Below are 17,339 nucleotides of genomic sequence, written 5' to 3'. Positions count from 1 at the left end.
GGGCCGGCTCAGTCGACTCCGGCGTAGGAGTGCTGGCCGCTGAAGAGGAAGTTCACGCCGTAGTAGTTGAACAGGTAGCAGGAGAAGGCGGCCAGGGCCAGGTAGGCGGCCTTGCGGCCCTTCCAGCCCGCCGTCGCCCGCGCGTGCAGGTAGCAGGCGTAGGCGGCCCAGGTGATGAAGGACCAGACCTCCTTGGGGTCCCAGCCCCAGTACCGGCCCCAGGCGCTCTCGGCCCAGATCGCGCCGGCCACGATCGTGAACGTCCAGAAGGGGAAGACGGCCGCGTTGATGCGGTAGGCGAACTTGTCCAGCGAGGCCGCCGAGGGCAGCCGCTCCAAGACGGACGTGGCGAACGCTCCGGGCTGCCGACCCTCCTCCAGCTTGACCTCGTAGCGGTCCCGGAAGAGGTACAGCACGGTGCCGACCGTGCCCAGGTAGAGCAGCGCGCCGCAGAAGATGGCGAGCGAGACGTGGATGACCAGCCAGTACGAGTCCAGCGCGGGCGGCAGCTGGTCGCTCTCGGCGTACAGGACGGTGGTGGCCAGCCCGAGGTCGAGCAGGACGGTGGTGACCAGCGGGAGCCCGATCCAGCGCACGTTCTTCTTGGCGACGACGAAGCCCAGGTAGGAGGCGACGGCGACCATGGAGAACGTCGTGGAGAACTCGTACATGTTGGCCCACGGCACGCGCTGCACGGACAGTGCGCGTGTGAGGACGCCGGCGGCGTGGACGAGGAACGCCAGGACGGTGAGGGCGAGGGCGATCGTCCCGTACAGGTCGCCCTGGGCGTCCCCGGCCGCCGCACCGGGTCCGTCGGGCACGTCGGGGCGGGCGCCGGCCGAGCGGGTGACGACCTTGGGCCGGTCCAGGACGGCGGTGCCGCCGCCCTGCTCCGCCCCGGCGGCGCCCGCCGTCGCCTTCGCCCGGACCTCCGGGGCGACGACGGACCGGCGGCGCGGGCTCAGCGCGGAGGCCGTGCGGGCCACCTTGCTGCGTGACCCGAAGGTCCACTCGGCGATGTGGCCGAGGAAGGCGAGGACGTAGACCGCCATCGCCGAGTAGATGAGCACGGTGCTGAAGTCGGCCAGTGACTGGTTGTTCGCCGCGGCGAGGTTCACGTCGGTCAGCTCCTTCGGCGGGGGTCGGCGCCGACGGCGGAGCCGCCGTCCGGCGAGGGGTCGGTGCGGTCGGCAGGGGGGTCGGCGTCGGCGTCGGGGCCGTCTTCGAGAGGTGCGGCCTCGGCCGTCAGGGTCGCCACGAAGCGGTCCAGCTCCTCGGGGAGCCGCGCGGACTCGCTGCGGCCCAGCCCGGCCAGCTCGACGACGGTGTGCCCGGCGTCGTCCCGCCGGGCCCGGACCCACACGCGGCGGCGCTGGATGAACAGCGAGCCCGCGAGCCCGGCGATGGCGGCGAGCGAGCCGGCGAGCGCCCAGCCGCTCGCGGGCTTCTGGGCGATGTTGAAGGAGGCCCAGCGCTCGACGCGCTCGAACGTCAGCGTCCCGGCGCCGTCCGGCAGCTCCCAGGACTCCCCGGGGCGCAGCGACTTGCGCAGGATGTCGCCGTCCGCGCCGGTGAACGGCTCCATCTTGCGCTGGTCGAGCTTGTAGACGTTCTGCGGCAGGCCGGCGTCCACGCCCAGGTCGCCGTGGTAGGCGGACAGGGCCAGCACCGGGTAGTTGAGCGCGGGGAACGTCGAGTGCGGGCCGAGCTCGGCGTTCAGCCCGTAGGTGGGCGTGAACCGGCCGACGAAGCCGAGCTGCTCCGGCTCGCCCTCCCCGTCGCGGTAGTCGGGGATCTTGATGACGCCGGTCGCCGTCCCGTTGATGTCCTGCGGCAGGAACGGCACGGGCCCCCGGTAGGCGAGGTCGCCCTGGCCGTCGGTGAGCGTGACGACGGGCGCGTAGCCGTGACCGATGAGGAAGACCTTGGAGTCGCCGATCTCCAGGGGGTGGTTGACCTCGATCGACTCCTGCCGCTCGGCGCCGTCGGCCCCGTCCCAGTAGGTGACGTCCGCGCGGAACTCGCGGGGCGTGCCCTTCTGCGGGCCGGACGGTTCGAAGGTGGAGTGGAACTCGTCGAGGGTGAAGCCGAAGTCGTCGAGGTCCTCGAAGTCGTAGAGGCCGCCGGCGGAGATGTCGTCGTACTGGGTGAGGGTGTTGGAGAAGCCGTCGCCCTTGACGATCAGCTTGCCGCCCTCGACGCTCCACAGCTGCCCGACGGCGAAGGCCACCAGCATCACGATGAGCGACAGGTGGAAGAGGAGGTTGCCCGCCTCCCGCAGGTAGCCCTTCTCGGCGGAGACGGCGCCGTCCCCCTCGGCGATGCGGAAGCGGGCGCTCCGCAGTGTCCGGTGCGCGGTGGCCAGGACGTCCTCCGGCTCGGCGTCGGTCCGCCAGGTCGCGTACGCGGGCATCCGGTCCAGCCGGTGCGGCGCACGCGGCGGACGCGCCCGCAGCTGGCCGACGAACTGCCAGCTGCGCGGCACGATGCAGCCGATGAGCGAGACGAACAGCAGCAGGTAGATCGCCGAGAACCACACCGAGCTGAAGACGTCGAAGAGCTGGAGCTTCTCGTAGACGGCCGACAGCCCGGGGTTGTCCTCCTTGAACAGGTCGACCTGCAACTGGTCCACACCGTTCTGCGGGATCACCGAGCCCGGCACGGCGGCCAGGGCCAGCAGCAGGAGCAGCAGCAGCGCGACCCGCATCGAGGTGAGCTGGCGCCAGAACCAGCGCAGCCAGCCGAGCACGCCGATACCGGCGGCGGCGGGCGCGTCCTCGCTGGGCGTGGTGGACAGCTGCGCCGCCGCGGCCCGCTCGTCGGCGTCCCCGGCGATGCCGCGGTCGGCGTGCCGGGCGGCGTCGCCCACGGCGGTGCCGGTGGCGGTCTCGTCGGCGCGGGAGGTGTCGATGTCGCTCATGCCCTCAGATCCCCACGGTGAAGCCGGACGACCACACCTGCAGCTCGTAAACGATCTCGTTCCAGATCCCCGTGACCAGCAGCACTCCGACGGCGACCAGCATGCCACCGCCGAGCCGCATGACCAGCGCGTAGTGCCGCTTGACCCAGGCGAACGCACCGAGCGCCTTGCGGAAGGCGACGGCGGCCAGGATGAACGGCAGCCCGAGCCCCAGGCAGAACGCCACCATCAGCACGGCCCCCCGCAGGGCGCTGGCCTCCTGCATGGCCAGGGCGTTGACGGCGGTGAGCGTCGGGCCGATGCAGGGCGTCCAGCCCAGCCCGAACAGCACGCCCAGCACGGGTGCGCCGACCAGCCCGACGGCGGGTCTGCGGTGGAAGCGGAACTCCCGCTGGCTGAACCAGGGCAGCGCCCCCATGAAGGACAGCCCCAGCACGATCACCAGGGCGCCCAGCACCTTCGTGATCACGTCCTGGTGCATCATCAGCGTGTCGCCGAAGTAGCCGAACAGCGCGCCCGTGGAGACGAAGACGGCCGTGAAGCCGAGCACGAAGAGCGCCGAGCCGCCCAGCATCCGCCCCCGCCGGGCCTCGGCCAGGTCGCTGCCGCCGATGCCGGTGACGTAGGAGAGGTAGCCGGGCACCAGCGGCAGCACGCACGGCGAGAAGAACGACACCAGCCCGCCGAACAGCGCGATGGGCAGGGCGAGGAGCAGGGCTCCGGAGACGACCGTCTGGTTCGGGTCGGTGGCGGCGGCGAGAACGTGCATGGGGCCGGCGTCCCCCGGCTACTTCTCGGCCATGACCGGCTCGATGATCTCCCGCAGCTCCTCCTCGGTGAGCGGCTTGAGCGCGCGCACCGCGATCCTGCCCTCCCGGTCGAGGACGAGCGTGGAGGGAATGGCCTTGGGGTTGAGGTTGCCCTTGGGGAACTTCAGGATCAGCTTCCCGCTCGGGTCGTAGAAGCTGGGGTACTCGATCCCGTAGGTGCGGTCGAACGCCTGCGCGTTGGCGACGTCCAGGTCCCGCGTGTTGATGCCGAGGAACTGCACGCCCTCGTCCGCGAGGTCCTCGGAGACCTTGGCGAAGTTCGGCGCCTCACCCCGGCAGGGCGGGCACCACGAGCCCCACACGTTGAGCACGACGACCTCGCCGCGGTGGTCGGAGAGCTTCAGCTCCTTGCCGTGCACACCCTCCCCGGCCAGGTCGGGCGCCGCGACCCGCTTGCCCTCGGGCACCTCGGTGATCTGTCCGGTGCCCGCGACGTAACCGGCGGCGTCACCCGAGCTCACCCCGTCCTCGGAGCCGCAGGCGGTCAAGGCCACCAGGGACGTCACGACGGCCGCTGCGACGGCCGTGGCACGACGGTGCGGAAGGCGCCGGGAGGCGCGGCGGAGACTCATGTGAAAAGTTTCGCATGCGCATCCGAACGCCTGCCCGCGCCCCCCTTGTCCCGAACGTCCGCCCTGTTCAGCCACGGTTCGTGAGGTTTCGCCGGGCTCAGGCCCCGGCCCCCTCAGCCCGCCCGGGACCGTCCGCCCGCGGCGCCCTGCGCTTCGCCGGGCGCGCCCCGGCCAGCAGGTGCGGGGGCACGAGGTCGCGGGCCGGCTCGCTGTAGGCGACGGCGACGATCGTGTCGCCGACGTAGGTGAAGCTCGTCAGCGAGGCGAGCGTGCACTCCCGGCTGCGCGGGTCGTGCCAGAGCCTGCGGCGCTCGACGAAGCTGCGCACCGTCCAGATCGGCAGCTGGTGGCTCACGCACACCGCCTCCCGGCCCCGGGCCGCGTCCTTCGCCGCGTCCAGCGCGGCCGACATCCGCACCACCTGCTCGATGTACGGCTCCCCCCAGGACGGCTTGAAGGGGTTGCGCAGGTGCCGCCAGTTCCCGGGCCGGCGCAGGGCGCCGTCGCCGACGCCGAACGTCTTGCCCTGGAAGAAGTTGCCCGCCTCGATCAGCCGCTCGTCCGCCCCGACGTCCACGCCGTGCGACAGCGCGATCGGCGCGGCCGTCTCCTGCGCCCGCTCCAGCGGGGAGGCGACGACGTGCGCGATGTCGTGGCCCGCCAGCGACTCGGCGACCCGGTCCGCCATCCGGCGGCCCAGGTCGGAGAGGTGGTAGCCGGGGAGACGGCCGTACAGGATGCCCTTCGGGTTCTCCACCTCGCCGTGCCGCATGAGGTGCACGACCGTCACCGTCTTGTCCCGGCCGGGCGCGGGGGGCCCGTCGCCCCGGCGCGGCGCCGTCACGCCGGCACCGCCTCGGCGGCGGCCCGCGCGGCGGCGGGCAGCGCGGCGGCGACCCGCTCGACGGCCGCGTCGTCGTGCGCCGTCGAGACGAACCACGACTCGAACGCGGACGGCGGCAGGTACACCCCGGCGGCCAGCATGGCGTGGAAGAACGCCGTGAAGCGGAACGCGTCCTGCGTGCGCGCCCCGGCGTAGTCGGTGACCGGCCGGTCGGTGAAGAACACGGAGAACATGCTGCCCGCCCGCTGCACGGTGTGGGCGACGCCCTCCTTCGTCAGCGCCTCGGTGACCAGACCGCGCAGCGTGGCGGCCGTCGCGTCCAGCCGCGCGTACGCCGCGTCGTCGAGCTGCCGCAGCTGCGCCACGCCCGCCGCCGTCGCCACCGGGTTCCCGGAGAGCGTGCCCGCCTGGTAGACGGGGCCGGCCGGGGCGAGGGCCGCCATGACGTCCGCCCGGCCGCCGAAGGCCGCGGCGGGGAAGCCGCCGCCCATGACCTTGCCGAACGTCATCAGGTCCGGCACGACGCCGTCGAGCCCGAACCAGCCGGCCGTCGAGACCCGGAAACCCGTCATGACCTCGTCGGAGACGTAGAGGGCACCGTGCTCCTCGCACAGGGCCTTCAACCCCGCGTTGAAGCCCTCGCGCGGCGGGACGACACCCATGTTGCCCGGCGACGCCTCGGTGATCACACAGGCGATCTGGCCGGGGTGCGCGACGAACGCCTCCCGCACGGCGTCCAGGTCGTTGTAGGGCAGCACCAGCGTCTCGCCCGCCTGCGCGCCCGTCACGCCCGGGGTGTCCGGCAGCGCGAACGTCGCCACACCGGAGCCCGCGGCGGCCAGCAGGGCGTCGACGTGGCCGTGGTAGCAGCCCGCGAACTTGACCACCTTCGCCCGACCGGTGAAGCCGCGCGCCAGCCGGATCGCGGACATCGTCGCCTCCGTGCCGGAGGACACCAGCCGCACCTGCTCCACCGGCGCGACGCGGGAGACGATCTCCTCGGCGAGCTCGACCTCGCCCTCACCGGGCGTGCCGAAGGACGTACCCCGGGCGACGGCGGCCTCCACGGCCTCCTGCACGGCCGGGTTCCGGTGGCCGAGGATCATGGGCCCCCAGGAGCAGACGAGGTCGACGTACTCCCGCCCGTCGGCGTCCGTGAGGTACGGCCCGGAACCGGAGACCATGAACCGGGGCGTACCGCCCACGGCCCCGAAGGCGCGCACCGGAGAGTTCACGCCTCCCGGTGTCACGACGGCCGCGCGGTCGAAGAGGGACTGCGATACTGGTGCTTGGTACGGATAGCTCACAGAGGCCATGGTGACAGAGCCTCGTGCGCATGTGCGGCCGGGCGTTTCGGCGGCCGTGGGCGGGGGAGGTCTCTGAGACGATGATCGGGTCGCGCGGCGCACGCCGCGAACGGCTGGGGGTGACCCCGGACGGTGTCCGGGGGATGATGCGGCGAACAGTCGGGTGGTGACATGCAGCGCGGAGGCGGACCGGGCGATGGCGCCGGAGACCTCGAGCCGGAACGCGTTCCCCGGGGCCGGCACCGGGGGGAGGCGGCGGAGAGCGAGGACTTCGGCAGTGGCGGGGGCCGCATGGAGGTGACCTACAAGTACTTCGGCGCGCCCGACGGCGCCACGGCCGCCCGGGTGCCGCTGTCCATGCGCCCCGAGGAGCTCGGCGGTGACGAGCTCGGCCACGGCATGTTCACCCGGATCAAGCCGGAGACGATGGCCGCGATGGTGCTCACCGGCATCGAGGGCATACCCCTGCACCGCGTCCCGCCCCTGGAGCTCGTCGTCCTGCACCCCGACTACGCGGTCGTCAAGCTGCCGATGACGGTCGTCGACCCGCTGCGCGGCGTCGGCGAGGAGTCCGTCGGCGCGGCCGCGTTCATCTGGTCGACCGTCCCCGACCGAGGCGGTCCCAGCGACGCGTTCAACGTCTACCAACTCCTGCACCAGTGGCAGGACTTCAGCCACCGCCTGCACGAAGCCGGCCACGAGGCCTACTGCCTCGTCTGGCCCTGAGGCCCCACGCACCGCGCCCGTCGGGCCGGCCGCAGCACGGCGGCCGGCCCGACCACGCGGTGCGCAGTCGAGGTCCGTCGGACGCGAACGACGCTGATCCTTCGCCCAGCCGAGCCCGACCGTACCCGTCGTCGCTTGCCACAATCATGCGCGCCCCGTCCCGTTTCGCTCACCTGCTCCGGACAGATGCTCGTATCTCGACCCCCACGTGGAGTTGACGGCTATTGCTCGTATGCCCAGGTCCTGCCGGTCTGTCGGTATTCCTCCACGGGGATCGGCTCGACCCCGGTGCGCATGCGGGCGGTGTAGAGCAGGCCGTCGAGGTGGTCGATCTCGTGGTGGATGAGGCGGGCGAGGCCGCGTTCGTACAAGGTGGTCGTGGTCTTGCCGGTCAGGGAGGTCGTCTCGGCGGTGATCTTCAGGGGGCGGGGGACGAGGCCGCGAACGTCGAAGAAGCTCAGGCAGCCCTCGTACTGCTCGTCCAGCTCGTCGGAGCCGTCGGTGATTTTCGGGTTGAGCAGGATGACGGCGGGTGCGTCGCCGGGCGGCTGGATGACGGCTGCGGAGCGGCCGATGCCGATCTGCGGGGCGGCGATGCCCATGCCCATGCCCTTCGCGAAGGGGTGGACCTGGCCGATCCGTTCCATCGCGGCGAACAACTCATCGGTGATGCGCTCGGCCTCGTCGCGCTCGGCGGGCAGGGTGAAGGAGCGGGCCGGTTCGGCCAGGATGCCGGCGCCGTGCTGGACGACTCCGAGGTCGCGCATCTGCTGGCTGGGCCGCACGTCAATCACCTGAAGTCCCCTTGTTCCGGATTGTGTTCGGACCGTGTCCGGAATCTCCACTCAAGACGGTACCGAGCATGGAGGGCGGGCGTGGTCGTGATCCAGGTGAATTGCCTCAGCTCACCGTCGTCACTGCGGACGGGCGGGGTCCGCAGGGGTGAGGCTTCCGCCGTCATGGAGGTCTCGGTGCCCCACACGACGGGGTCGAGGGCGGCGGGGAAGGCGAGCTGGACTTCGAGTTGTTCGGTGGGCAGACGGACGGCCCGCTGGAACCAGTTGCCCCATTTGTCATCGCCGACGCTGTAGGCGTATTCGATCCACACGGATTCGCCGGGGTAGAGCGGGAAGCGGCCGTGTTCGTTGTCGAACAGCAGCCAGATCTCCTTGAAGGCGTCGCGGTCGTGCTTGGCCTGCCAACGCATCGTCTCGCCACGGCAAGTGGCGGTGAGGTCGAGTTCGTTCCAGGTACGTGCCTTGCGGGAGGTGTGCACGGACAGCCCGGATGGACGGACGGTGCGCTCATGTAGGCGAGGCGGAAGAACGTCACTGCCCTCCTCCGACTCCTGGACGCCCGGGCGCGACGGGGCAGGTGCCAGTGCACGTACGAGGGGCCCGGCCCGTCGCGGCGGACGAGGGTGGCGACGGACGCGGCTAGATCTGCGATGGCCCGGCGGTCGTGGAGTGCGAGCCACGTTCCGGGGTGGTCGGGTCAGCCGCACACTGCGGCCCCGACCACACGGTGCCGTCTCCGGTCGGAATGGTGAGCGGCGACCGATGCCCCGGGACTATCGCGCCGTAGCCCTGCCACGCACACCGCGCCCCGCCCGGCCGACGTCGGCCGGGCGGGGCGCGGGTCAGCGCATCACCGCTCGGAGGCGAACCTCACGAACGCGCTCCACGTGCGGTGGGAGACGGAGACGGATCGGCGGTGGACGTCCTTCGAGTCGCGCACGTGCACCACGTCGAACGCTCCGGCCACCTCGACACAGTCGGAGTCCGGCTCGTTACTGCTGTGGCTGCTCTTGAACCAGGTGCCGTCGACAAGCATGGTTGATCAACCCTTCGCGGCCAACGAGATGAAGTCGACCCAGGCGGCGTGCGGAACGGCGAAGCTCGGACCACGCTGAACCTTGGAGTCCCGGACATGCACCGCGTCAGGCGCCTTCGCGACCTCGACGCAGTCGGAGCCGTGCTCATTGCTGCTGTAGCTGCTCTTGAACCAGGTGCCGTCGACAAGCATGGTTGATCAACCCTTCGCGGCCAACGAGATGAAGTCGACCCAGGCGGCGTGCGGAACGGCGAAGCTCGGACCACGCTGAACCTTGGAGTCCCGGACATGCACCGCGTCAGGCGCCTTCGCGACCTCGACGCAGTTGGAGTCGTGCTCATTGCTGCTGTAGCTGCTCTTGAACCAAGCGAGTTGCGAACGGTGAACGCTGCTCTCGGTCATGTCTCTCCCAGGATCTTCTCGATGAAGGCCAGCGACTCCCGGGGCGTGAGCGCTTGGGCCCGAATGATCCCATACTGAATCTCAAGTCGTTGCAACTCCTTCGGGGATGAGACGGTCCGTGCGAAGCCGTGCACCTCCAGGTGGCCGAATCGGTCGCCATTCCGGAGTTTCAGCAGTTGCATGGGTCCGCCCAGACCCGCGTGATCCTCTCGGTGCGTCGGCATGACCTGGATTTCGACGTTGCGCAACTGCCCCAGGTCGATGAGCCGACGCAACTGGGCGCGTTGGGTCTCCTGGCCCCCGAGTGGGCGACGCAGGGTCACCTCTTCCTGAACGAAACTGAAAATGGGGGCGTGAGCTTGGGTGAGGACGCACTGGCGCCCGAGCCGCGCAGCGACGTTGCGTTCGACCAGCTCCTCCTCATACACCGGGCGCCGCATCTGGTACTGGGAGCGCGCATAGTCCTCGGTCTGGAGCAGACCGTGAAGACTGTGGTTCTCGTACGCACTCATCTCCACGGCCTCGCGCTCGTGCCTGGCCAGGTTGCGAATCTTGCGCGGATACCGGGCCTCGGTGACCTCTTGGGCCAGGGCCTTGAGCTTGCCGCCGGCGCCCAGGACGTCGTCGGCCTGCTCCAGGAGGTTCGGCTTGGGCAGGCGGCGTCCGCGTTCCACCGCCGAGATCATCTCCTCGCTGTAGTTGAGGGCGACGCCCAGCTCGGCCTGGGTCATGCCCGCGTCCTCGCGCCACAGCTTGAGCTGACGCCCGACCGTGCGCATGAGCGCGCCGAAGTCGTCCTCCGCGCCGTCGTCGAGCAGACCTTCGTCGTCGATCACAACCGCCCCGCTTCTGTCGTGCCGTGGTCAACCGCGCCCGGCGCCAACCGGTCACCCCGGACGGCCCGGACAGGACCGGACACCACCCGGACCGATCACCCTGCGTGCGGACCGCGTCACTGTTCAGGGTAGACAGAAGCGGACACGCTGGGTGATGTGAACGCAGAAATCACCTCGACCGAAAACCCCACCCCGGTCCACCAGTTCACCGTGATGCTCTCGCCCACCCGGCGCGGTGCCCGGCTGGCCCGCCTCCTGACCGTGGCGCACCTGGGGCACTGGGGGCTGCCGACACAGTCGGCCGGGCACATCGTCGCGGAGCTGGCGAACAACGCCGTCGTGCACGGACGGGTGCGGGGCCGGGACTTCCTCCTCGGCCTGACCGTCACGGACAAGACGCTCCGCATCGAGGTCACCGACACGCGCGGCGACCGGCTACCGGCCACCGACCGGGAAGTGCCCACCCGGCTCACCGAGTCCGGACGCGGACTCCTGCTCGTGGACGCACTGGCCGCGCGCTGGGGCGTCCGCACCGGACCGCCGCCGCGCAAGACGGTCTGGGCCGAACTCGACCTCCCCACCTGACCCGCCCACACCGCGCCCACCGGGTCGTGGAGAACCGCGTCCCGGCGCACGAGGACCCGACAACCCCCGACACCAACCGCTTTCAAGGATCTTCGCGAAAGAACTTCCCCCCACCCACCCCTCACCCCGTGCACCCGGATGGGTGAATGAGCGCCGAAGAGGCTGGACAGGGCGGCCGTTGACCGGCATAGGCTCGCGACGATCACACAACCACACACATGCGACGGCCCCCGATCCGGGACTGGCATCCCGATCGAGGGCCTGACCACCGAGGAAGTAGGAGCTTCCCGATGGCTGAGGCGCAGCTTAGCGCCCGGGTCCGCACGCCGTCCGCCGTTCCGCGGGCGGGCGTCACCCACGTACGGGCCCGGCACACCGAACGGTTCACCGTGGTCGGCAACCACCTCGCCCAACACCGCGAACTGTCCGCGACCGCGATCGGTCTCGCCGTCCACATCCAGTCACTCCCCGAAGGCGCGAAGGTCGGCATCAAAGCGCTGGCCGCCCGTTTCGCCGAAGGGGAGACGCGCGTCGCCGCCGCCCTCCGCGAACTGGAGACCCACGGCTACCTCACCCGCCACCGCACCCGCCTCCCCAACGGCCACGTCGTCACCCGCACCCTCTGCCACCACCGCCCCGACAACCCGCCGCCTCGGCGTCCGGCGACTCATCATCCCCGCCCGGCCCCAAGGCCCGGCCCCGCCGAACTCCCGGCCCCACCTCCGCCCACCACCCCACCTGCGCCAGTGCCGCCGCTCCCCGAACCGCGCACCACCAACCTCGGCCGGCACCGCACCGCCGGAGACCTCCTGGCGAGCCTGCACCACGACGACCCCCGCCTCCTCCTCCCCGAACGCGACATCCGCCGCCTCACCCCGGCCGTCGCCGCCTGGCTCGAACGCGGCACCCCACTCAGCACCATCCGCACCACCCTCACCACCGACCTCCCCCACCCCCTGCGCACCCCCGCGGGTCTCCTCGCACACCGCCTCACCACCCTCATCCCACCCCGAACCACCACCACACCCCCACCACCGAAACCCCACCCGTTCCAGGAGTGCCGAGGCGACTGCGGCCGCGTCTTCCGCTCCCCCACCCCCGGCCACTGCCGCGACTGCCGCCCGGCCCACACCGTGAACGCCCCCTGGCCGTGAGAGGGAGTCCTTCGTTCACCGCATGCACGAAGCCGGTCACGCGGCCTACCGCCTCGCGTGGTCCTGAGGCCAGCGGGTCAGCCGACCGGGCGGTGGGTGGCGGTGAGCCGCAGGCGGACCTCGACCTCGTGCTCCCCCGGCACCGTGCCGTGGTCCTCGGTGGCGAAGGCGGCGGCCAGGGCGTCCCTGACCTGCCGGACGGGGTGGGCGGCGCCGTGGATCTCCGCGCGGACGTCCTCCACCAGCGCCGCCGGGGCACCGGCCCGGTCGGTGCGCGGCGTCGCGGTGTCCACGGTCGAGGACCACACCACGTGGTGCTCCGCCTCCGCCGTGCCGCGCGCGGGCACCGGCCCGGCGTCGCACCCCTGCGGGTAGGCCTCCCGCAGGACCTCGAAGACGACACTGGCCGTCTCGTGGCCGCAGTCCGTCAGGTGGACGCTGACGCAGTGCTCGGTATCAGGGCTCCTGCTCACCGGTGCTCCTCACCGTCGCGCGTGGCCGTCCCCCTCTCCCCACCGTACGACGCCCCACCCCACCCCGCGCCCGCACGGCGACGCGGCTCAGTCCACCTGCACTCCGTGATCGGCCACGAGCGCCTCCAGCCCACCGGCGTAGCCCCGGCCACCCGGGACGAAGTCCCAGTCGCCGTTCGCACGGCGGCGGAAGGAGCCCAGGACGAGCGCGGTCTCACCGGGTCGGCCGTCGGAGACGTCCAGAGTGCCCAGCTCCGTGCCGTCGGCCGCTCTGAGCCGCAGGTTCGGCGCGGTGAATCCGGCCAGGTCCGCGGGCGGGCCGGACTCGGGGTCGACGGCGGCGGCCACCACCAGCCGGTCGGCGGCGGCGGGCAGCTCGTCGAACGCCACGCGCAGGCTCGCCCGGTCCGACCCCGTCGGCTGCACCGCCGCGACGGCGCCCTCGGGCGTCCGGGCGTTGTTGTAGAAGACGAAGTGCTCGTCGCTGAGGACGCGCGGGCCCGCGCAGACCAGGGCGCATACGTCGAGTGCCACACTCCCGGACCAGGACAGGCCGAGCAGGTTGTGTCCGCCCGGCGACTCCGGTGGTGGCGGGGGCGGACCGTCGGCCCGGCACGCGTCCGCCGTGCCGTCGTCCAGACGTCCGGTCAGGCCGTTCTCCCGCAGCAGGGCGACCAGTTCCGGGCCGGAGACCAGGGTGAGCGGCTTCCCCTCGGCGAAGGTTCGCGACCCCGGGCCGAAGCCGGAGGTCGTGACGAGAATGCCCTTGATCGCGCCGGTGGCCTGCACCGTGCCGAACAGTTCGCGCACGGCGGCGGGAGGCACGGTGTTCCGGTAGCGCTTGACCTGCACGACGATCTTTCCGCCGCTGATCGGGTCCGGATCGACCGCTTCGACGTCCACACCGCCGTCGCCCGACCGGCTGGTCGCGACGGCCCGCATGCCGCGAGCCCGGAAGAGGTCCGCTATCAGCGCTTCGAACGCGAACGGGTCCATCGCGTGCAGGTCCGGCTCGGCGTCGTCGCCGTGGGAGACGACGCCGCGCCCCACGTCCTCGGGAAGTCGTTCGGGGCGTACCGCGAGGAGCTGGTCGGGGCGGGTGGAGAGGCTGCCGCCGAGACCGTCCACCAAGCAGTCGACGGCGCTGACCTGGGCGAGATGGAGCCCGGTGAAGTCGGCTCGGGACACCGTCACGGTCGCCAGAACGATCTGGCCCTGCCGCCCGGTCACGGGGTCGTGCTCGTCGACGAAGCCGGTCAACGCGACGGAGTCCAGCGTCGTGAACTCGTCTGCGGAGAAGACCTCCCTGACGGCGAGAAGGACGCACTGGGCCAGCACGTCGCGGTACAGAGCCCGACGCTGCGTGGCGGGGCGCGGGGTCTCCTTCTCCGTGTCCGTGCCCGCCACGTACCGCACCGACTTCACGGCGGGTATCACGGCGGGGCCGGGGAGTTGCCAGCTCAGGACGAGTTGCCGGGCCGCGACGTCGTAGGCGGCGGTCACCTGCCGGGGAAAGCCGTCCGGCCATCCGGCGGACGCGTACAGGGCGGCGGAGAAGTACTCGACGACGGCCTCCGCTCCGCCTGCGGCGAGGTCCTGTCCGAGACGCTCCACGGTGGCGTTGTGCTGCCGGATCTCGGCCAGCCGCTGCGCGGCCCACCGGTCGTACTGCCGTCGGTACTCCGCCAGCCGTGTCTGCCGCTGTGCCTCGGCGGCCTGGGCCGCGTACCAGTCGTGTTCGAAGCGGGCGCGGGCCTCGGCCTCGGCCTGGGCCCGGCGTTGAGCTCCGAACACCCGGCCCCCGGAGGCCGGTGCGTAGCCGCCCGGATCCGGCATCGGGACGGGATGCGCCAGCGTGCCGGGAGCGAACGGCTCGACCTGTTCCGGCTCCCGGAGGGCGGCCGTACGGAAAGCGGCCGTGCGCACTCCACTGGCCAGGAGCGCCGTCAGCGCGGCGACCTCCGACTCCAGCTCGTCGGTGCGTCGTTGCGCATCGGCCGTGCGCTGCCGCCGGTAGGCGGCCTGCTGGTCCCGGTGGGCGCGGGCCTGCTCCCGCTGCCATGCCCGCTGCCGCCGCTCGTACTCCCGGGCGTCGGCGACCCGCTGCCGTTGCGCCGCGACCTGCTGACGTTGCTGCTGGCGCTGCATCTCGGCCCACACGCCGACCAGCCCGCTCGAACGACGGCTCATTCCGCTGCCTGCCCTCCCCGCAGGGCACGACGATGTGCCCCGCCCTCGCCCCGGCCACTCCCACGACCAGCGGTAACGGCATGACTGTAGTGGGTGACGGCCGGTACGCACACCGCCAACGGCACCGGCGGCGGCCGGGGCCAGCCCCCACCGCCAGAGGAGGCGCCGGGTCTGCGGTGGCGGCGTCGGGCGGCGGAGCTGACTACCCTCTGGCGGATGGAGACCGCTGAACTGCCCGGGGTCGGAACGTTGTTGCGTGAGTGGCGGCAGCGGCGCAGACTCAGCCAGCTGCAACTCGCCCTCGACGCGGGCTCCTCCGCCCGGCACGTGTCGTGCGTCGAGACGGGGCGGGCCCGGCCCAGCCGGGCGATGGTGCTGCGGCTCGCCGGGACGCTGGACGTGCCGCTGCGGGAGCGGAACACGCTGCTGCTGGCGGCCGGGTACGCCCCCGCCTTCCACGAGTCGAGGATGGACGCCGCCGGGATGGCCGCCGTCCGGTCGGCGCTCGACGTCATGCTCGGCGCGCACGAGCCGCACCCGGCGGTGGTCGTGGACCGGCTGTGGAACGTCGTCAGCGCCAACGCGGCGATGGGGCGGCTCCTGACCGGCCTGCCGCCCGCGCTGCTCGGCCCCCCGGCGAACATGTACCGGACGGCCCTGCATCCCGAGGGCCTGCTGCCGCGCCTGGTCAACGCCGACGAGGTGCGCGGGCACCTGCTGGGCCGGCTCCTGCGCCAGGTGCGGGCGAGCGGCGACGCCGGGCTGCGCGCGCTGTACGACGAGGTCGCCGCGCACGGCCCGCCCGGCACGGCGGACACCGCGCACGACGGCGCGGCCGGGCCGGTGGTGATCCCGGTCCGACTGCGGAGCCCGCGCGGCGAGCTGGCGATGTTCAGCACGATCGCGACGTTCGGCGCGCCCGCCGACGTCACGCTCTCGGAGCTGGCCGTCGAGTCGTTCCACCCGCTGGACGACGCCACGGCGCGCCGGTTCGCGGACCTCGCGGCGGACGCGGACGCGGCGGACGCGGAGGACGGGCGATGACCGAGGACATCTGGCGGACCGTCGCGGAGCTGCTGGCGTGGCTGGAGCGGGAGAGCAGGGTGCCGCCGGAGCAGGAGCGGCTGCTGCGCATCCTCAAGGTCAGCGAGGAGGCCGGGGAGGTGGCCCAGGCGGTGATCGGCGCGCTCGGCCAGAACCCGCGCAAGGGCTTCAGCCACACCTGGGAGGACGTGGGCGGCGAGCTGTGCGACGTCATCCTGACCGCGATGGTCGCCCTGCGCTCCCTGGACCCCGAGGCGGAACGCGTCTTCGCGGCGCATGTGGCGAAGGTGGCGGACCGCTCCCTGCGGTGACCTCTCGTACGTTCCTCCCGTCGGTACCGCATCTGCCAGGGTGAAGATCCAAACATGGTTGCAGGTGCGGCTGATGAGGCCGTAGATTGACGCACATGCAGTCCTACACCATCGGCCAGGCGGCCCGGCTCCTCGGCGTCAGCCCCGACACCGCGCGCCGCTGGGCGGACGCCGGACGGGTCGCGACCCACCGCGACGACTCCGGACGCCGCCTCATCGACGGCCGCGACCTGGCCGCCTTCGCCGTCGAGGTCGGCCAGGGAAGCCACGGCGAGGACCAGGCGCCCTACACCTCCGCCCGCAACGCCTTCCCCGGCATCGTCACCGCCGTCACGCTCGGCGACGTCGCGGCCCAGGTGGAGATCCAGGCCGGCCCGCACCGGCTCGTCTCGCTGCTGACCCGGGAGGCCGTCGAGGAACTCGGCCTGGAGGTCGGCGTCCGGGCGACCGCCCGCGTGAAGTCCACCAGCGTGCACATCGACCGCGGCTGAGCCGCGCCACCCACCGTGAGGAACCGCACCGCCATGCCCGCCGCACCGCCCTCCGCCCTCCGCCGCCGGGCCACCACGTCCGCCCTCGCCGCCGCCCTGCTGCTCCCGCTGGCCGCCTGCGGGGCCGGAGGCGGCGGGGCGGACGCCGCCACGACGGAGCTGACCGTCCTCGCGGCCTCCTCCCTCACCGACGCCTTCGAGCAGGCCGGGGCCGCCTACAGCGAGGACCACCCCGGCACCACGGTCACGTTCTCCTTCGCCGGGTCGCAGGAGCTGACGGCCCAGGTCCGGCAGGGCGCTCCGGCCGACGTGATCGCCACGGCCAGCGCCGAGAGCATGGCCGACGTGGCGGCCGACGCCGGCGAACCCGTCACCTTCGCCGAGAACCGGCTCGTCATCGTCACCGGCGAGGGCAACCCGCACGGCGTGAAGACGCTGGCCGACCTCGCCGACGCGGACCTGACGGTCGTCCTCGCGGCGCCCGAGGTCCCCGTCGGGGCGTACGGGCAGGACGTGCTGGACCGGCAGGGCATCGACGTCGAACCGGCGTCCGAGGAGCCCAACGTGCGCGCGGTGCTGAGCAAGGTGGCGCTCGGCGAGGCCGACGCGGGCCTCGTCTACCGCACGGACGCCGCCACGAGCCCCGACACGGTCGACGCCGTGGAGATCCCCGACGCCCAGAACGCCGTCGCCGCCTACCCGGCCGCCACGCTGGACGCCGCCGAGCACCCGAAGGAGGCCGCCGCCTTCGTGGAGTGGCTGCGCGGCCCCCGGGCGCAGCGCATCCTGGCGGAGTACGGCTTCCAGCAGCCCTGAGCCGC

The 17,339-nt window shown here is 72.3% G+C and carries 21 protein-coding genes; 7 read left to right on the top strand and 14 right to left on the bottom strand.

The features are described 5' to 3' along the window. Positions 1-8: 8 nt before the first annotated feature. The 6 genes from ccsB to hemL form a co-directional block, all read right to left on the bottom strand. Positions 9-1,118 carry a c-type cytochrome biogenesis protein CcsB gene (gene ccsB, locus IF129_RS20835; protein WP_191211292.1) on the bottom strand — a complete coding sequence of 370 codons (1,110 nt, stop codon included), beginning with the start codon at positions 1,116-1,118 and terminating at the stop codon, positions 9-11. A 5-nt stretch (positions 1,119-1,123) separates the two neighbouring features. Next, complete coding sequence (gene resB, locus IF129_RS20830) at positions 1,124-2,920, bottom strand: cytochrome c biogenesis protein ResB (protein ID WP_191211291.1); 1,797 nt, start codon at positions 2,918-2,920, stop codon at positions 1,124-1,126. 4 nt (positions 2,921-2,924) lie between these two features. After that, a complete protein-coding gene (locus IF129_RS20825) occupies positions 2,925-3,689 on the bottom strand; it encodes a cytochrome c biogenesis CcdA family protein (RefSeq protein ID WP_191211290.1) in 765 nt (254 codons plus the stop codon). Between the two features lie 18 nt (positions 3,690-3,707). Next, positions 3,708-4,322, bottom strand: coding sequence for a TlpA family protein disulfide reductase (locus tag IF129_RS20820; protein WP_191211289.1), 615 nt, complete (start codon positions 4,320-4,322; stop codon positions 3,708-3,710). Positions 4,323-4,419: 97 nt separating this feature from the next. Beyond that, the gene (locus IF129_RS20815; RefSeq protein ID WP_191211378.1) at positions 4,420-5,094 is read right to left on the bottom strand and encodes a histidine phosphatase family protein; all 675 of its coding nucleotides are present in this window, start codon (positions 5,092-5,094) and stop codon (positions 4,420-4,422) included. A 68-nt stretch (positions 5,095-5,162) separates the two neighbouring features. Further along, positions 5,163-6,482: a glutamate-1-semialdehyde 2,1-aminomutase gene (gene hemL / locus IF129_RS20810; RefSeq protein WP_191211288.1), complete on the bottom strand. Its 1,320-nt coding sequence runs from the start codon at positions 6,480-6,482 to the stop codon at positions 5,163-5,165. Positions 6,483-6,644: 162 nt separating this feature from the next. Between hemL and IF129_RS20805 the strand changes: the two genes are divergently transcribed. After that, positions 6,645-7,199 carry a hypothetical protein gene (locus IF129_RS20805; protein WP_191211287.1) on the top strand — a complete coding sequence of 185 codons (555 nt, stop codon included), beginning with the start codon at positions 6,645-6,647 and terminating at the stop codon, positions 7,197-7,199. A 221-nt stretch (positions 7,200-7,420) separates the two neighbouring features. Here the strand turns inward: IF129_RS20805 and IF129_RS20800 are convergent, their stop codons facing one another. The 6 genes from IF129_RS20800 to IF129_RS20775 form a co-directional block, all read right to left on the bottom strand. Further along, positions 7,421-7,993, bottom strand: coding sequence for a peptide deformylase (locus IF129_RS20800; RefSeq protein ID WP_191211286.1), 573 nt, complete (start codon positions 7,991-7,993; stop codon positions 7,421-7,423). Next, a complete protein-coding gene (locus tag IF129_RS20795; RefSeq protein ID WP_191211285.1) occupies positions 7,990-8,475 on the bottom strand; it encodes a hypothetical protein in 486 nt (161 codons plus the stop codon). The genes IF129_RS20800 and IF129_RS20795 overlap by 4 nt, the downstream gene beginning before the upstream one ends. A 371-nt stretch (positions 8,476-8,846) precedes the next feature. Further along, entirely contained in the window at positions 8,847-9,032 is a 186-nt protein-coding gene (locus IF129_RS20790; RefSeq protein WP_191211284.1) for a DUF397 domain-containing protein, read from the bottom strand. A 6-nt stretch (positions 9,033-9,038) separates the two neighbouring features. Beyond that, positions 9,039-9,224 (bottom strand): DUF397 domain-containing protein, encoded by a 186-nt coding sequence (locus IF129_RS20785; protein ID WP_191211283.1) that lies wholly within the window; start codon positions 9,222-9,224, stop codon positions 9,039-9,041. Between the two features lie 6 nt (positions 9,225-9,230). Beyond that, positions 9,231-9,434, bottom strand: a complete 204-nt coding sequence (locus tag IF129_RS20780) for a DUF397 domain-containing protein (protein ID WP_191211282.1) — start codon at positions 9,432-9,434, stop codon at positions 9,231-9,233. After that, positions 9,431-10,270 carry a helix-turn-helix domain-containing protein gene (locus IF129_RS20775; RefSeq protein WP_318153866.1) on the bottom strand — a complete coding sequence of 280 codons (840 nt, stop codon included), beginning with the start codon at positions 10,268-10,270 and terminating at the stop codon, positions 9,431-9,433. The genes IF129_RS20780 and IF129_RS20775 overlap by 4 nt, the downstream gene beginning before the upstream one ends. Before the next feature lie 156 nt (positions 10,271-10,426). On the opposite strand from IF129_RS20775, the gene IF129_RS20770 reads away from it, so the two are divergent. Both IF129_RS20770 and IF129_RS20765 read left to right on the top strand, forming a co-directional pair. After that, positions 10,427-10,855, top strand: coding sequence for an ATP-binding protein (locus IF129_RS20770; protein ID WP_381481642.1), 429 nt, complete (start codon positions 10,427-10,429; stop codon positions 10,853-10,855). Between the two features lie 290 nt (positions 10,856-11,145). Continuing rightward, positions 11,146-12,009, top strand: coding sequence for a helix-turn-helix domain-containing protein (locus IF129_RS20765; RefSeq protein WP_191211281.1), 864 nt, complete (start codon positions 11,146-11,148; stop codon positions 12,007-12,009). 77 nt (positions 12,010-12,086) lie between these two features. Here IF129_RS20765 and IF129_RS20760 read toward each other — a convergent pair whose 3' ends face one another. Next, positions 12,087-12,482 carry a hypothetical protein gene (locus IF129_RS20760; RefSeq protein ID WP_191211280.1) on the bottom strand — a complete coding sequence of 132 codons (396 nt, stop codon included), beginning with the start codon at positions 12,480-12,482 and terminating at the stop codon, positions 12,087-12,089. Positions 12,483-12,569: 87 nt separating this feature from the next. After that, entirely contained in the window at positions 12,570-14,672 is a 2,103-nt protein-coding gene (locus IF129_RS20755; protein WP_191211279.1) for a restriction endonuclease, read from the bottom strand. 216 nt (positions 14,673-14,888) lie between these two features. Between IF129_RS20755 and IF129_RS20750 the strand changes: the two genes are divergently transcribed. From IF129_RS20750 to modA, 4 genes are all read left to right on the top strand, one after another. Next, a complete protein-coding gene (locus IF129_RS20750; protein WP_191211278.1) occupies positions 14,889-15,716 on the top strand; it encodes a helix-turn-helix domain-containing protein in 828 nt (275 codons plus the stop codon). Further along, entirely contained in the window at positions 15,713-16,027 is a 315-nt protein-coding gene (locus IF129_RS20745) for a MazG-like family protein (protein WP_191211277.1), read from the top strand. The genes IF129_RS20750 and IF129_RS20745 overlap by 4 nt, the downstream gene beginning before the upstream one ends. 95 nt (positions 16,028-16,122) lie before the next feature. Beyond that, complete coding sequence (locus IF129_RS20740) at positions 16,123-16,518, top strand: TOBE domain-containing protein (protein ID WP_191211276.1); 396 nt, start codon at positions 16,123-16,125, stop codon at positions 16,516-16,518. Between the two features lie 33 nt (positions 16,519-16,551). Then, positions 16,552-17,334: a molybdate ABC transporter substrate-binding protein gene (modA, locus tag IF129_RS20735; RefSeq protein WP_191211275.1), complete on the top strand. Its 783-nt coding sequence runs from the start codon at positions 16,552-16,554 to the stop codon at positions 17,332-17,334. The last annotated feature ends 5 nt before the right edge of the window (positions 17,335-17,339 follow it).

The sequence above is a fragment of the Streptomyces chumphonensis genome (assembly GCF_014779715.1).
GTDB lineage: Bacteria > Actinomycetota > Actinomycetes > Streptomycetales > Streptomycetaceae > Streptomyces > Streptomyces chumphonensis.
The sequence above is the reverse complement of the archived record's forward strand: the minus strand, read 5'-3'. Positions and strand labels throughout refer to the sequence as shown.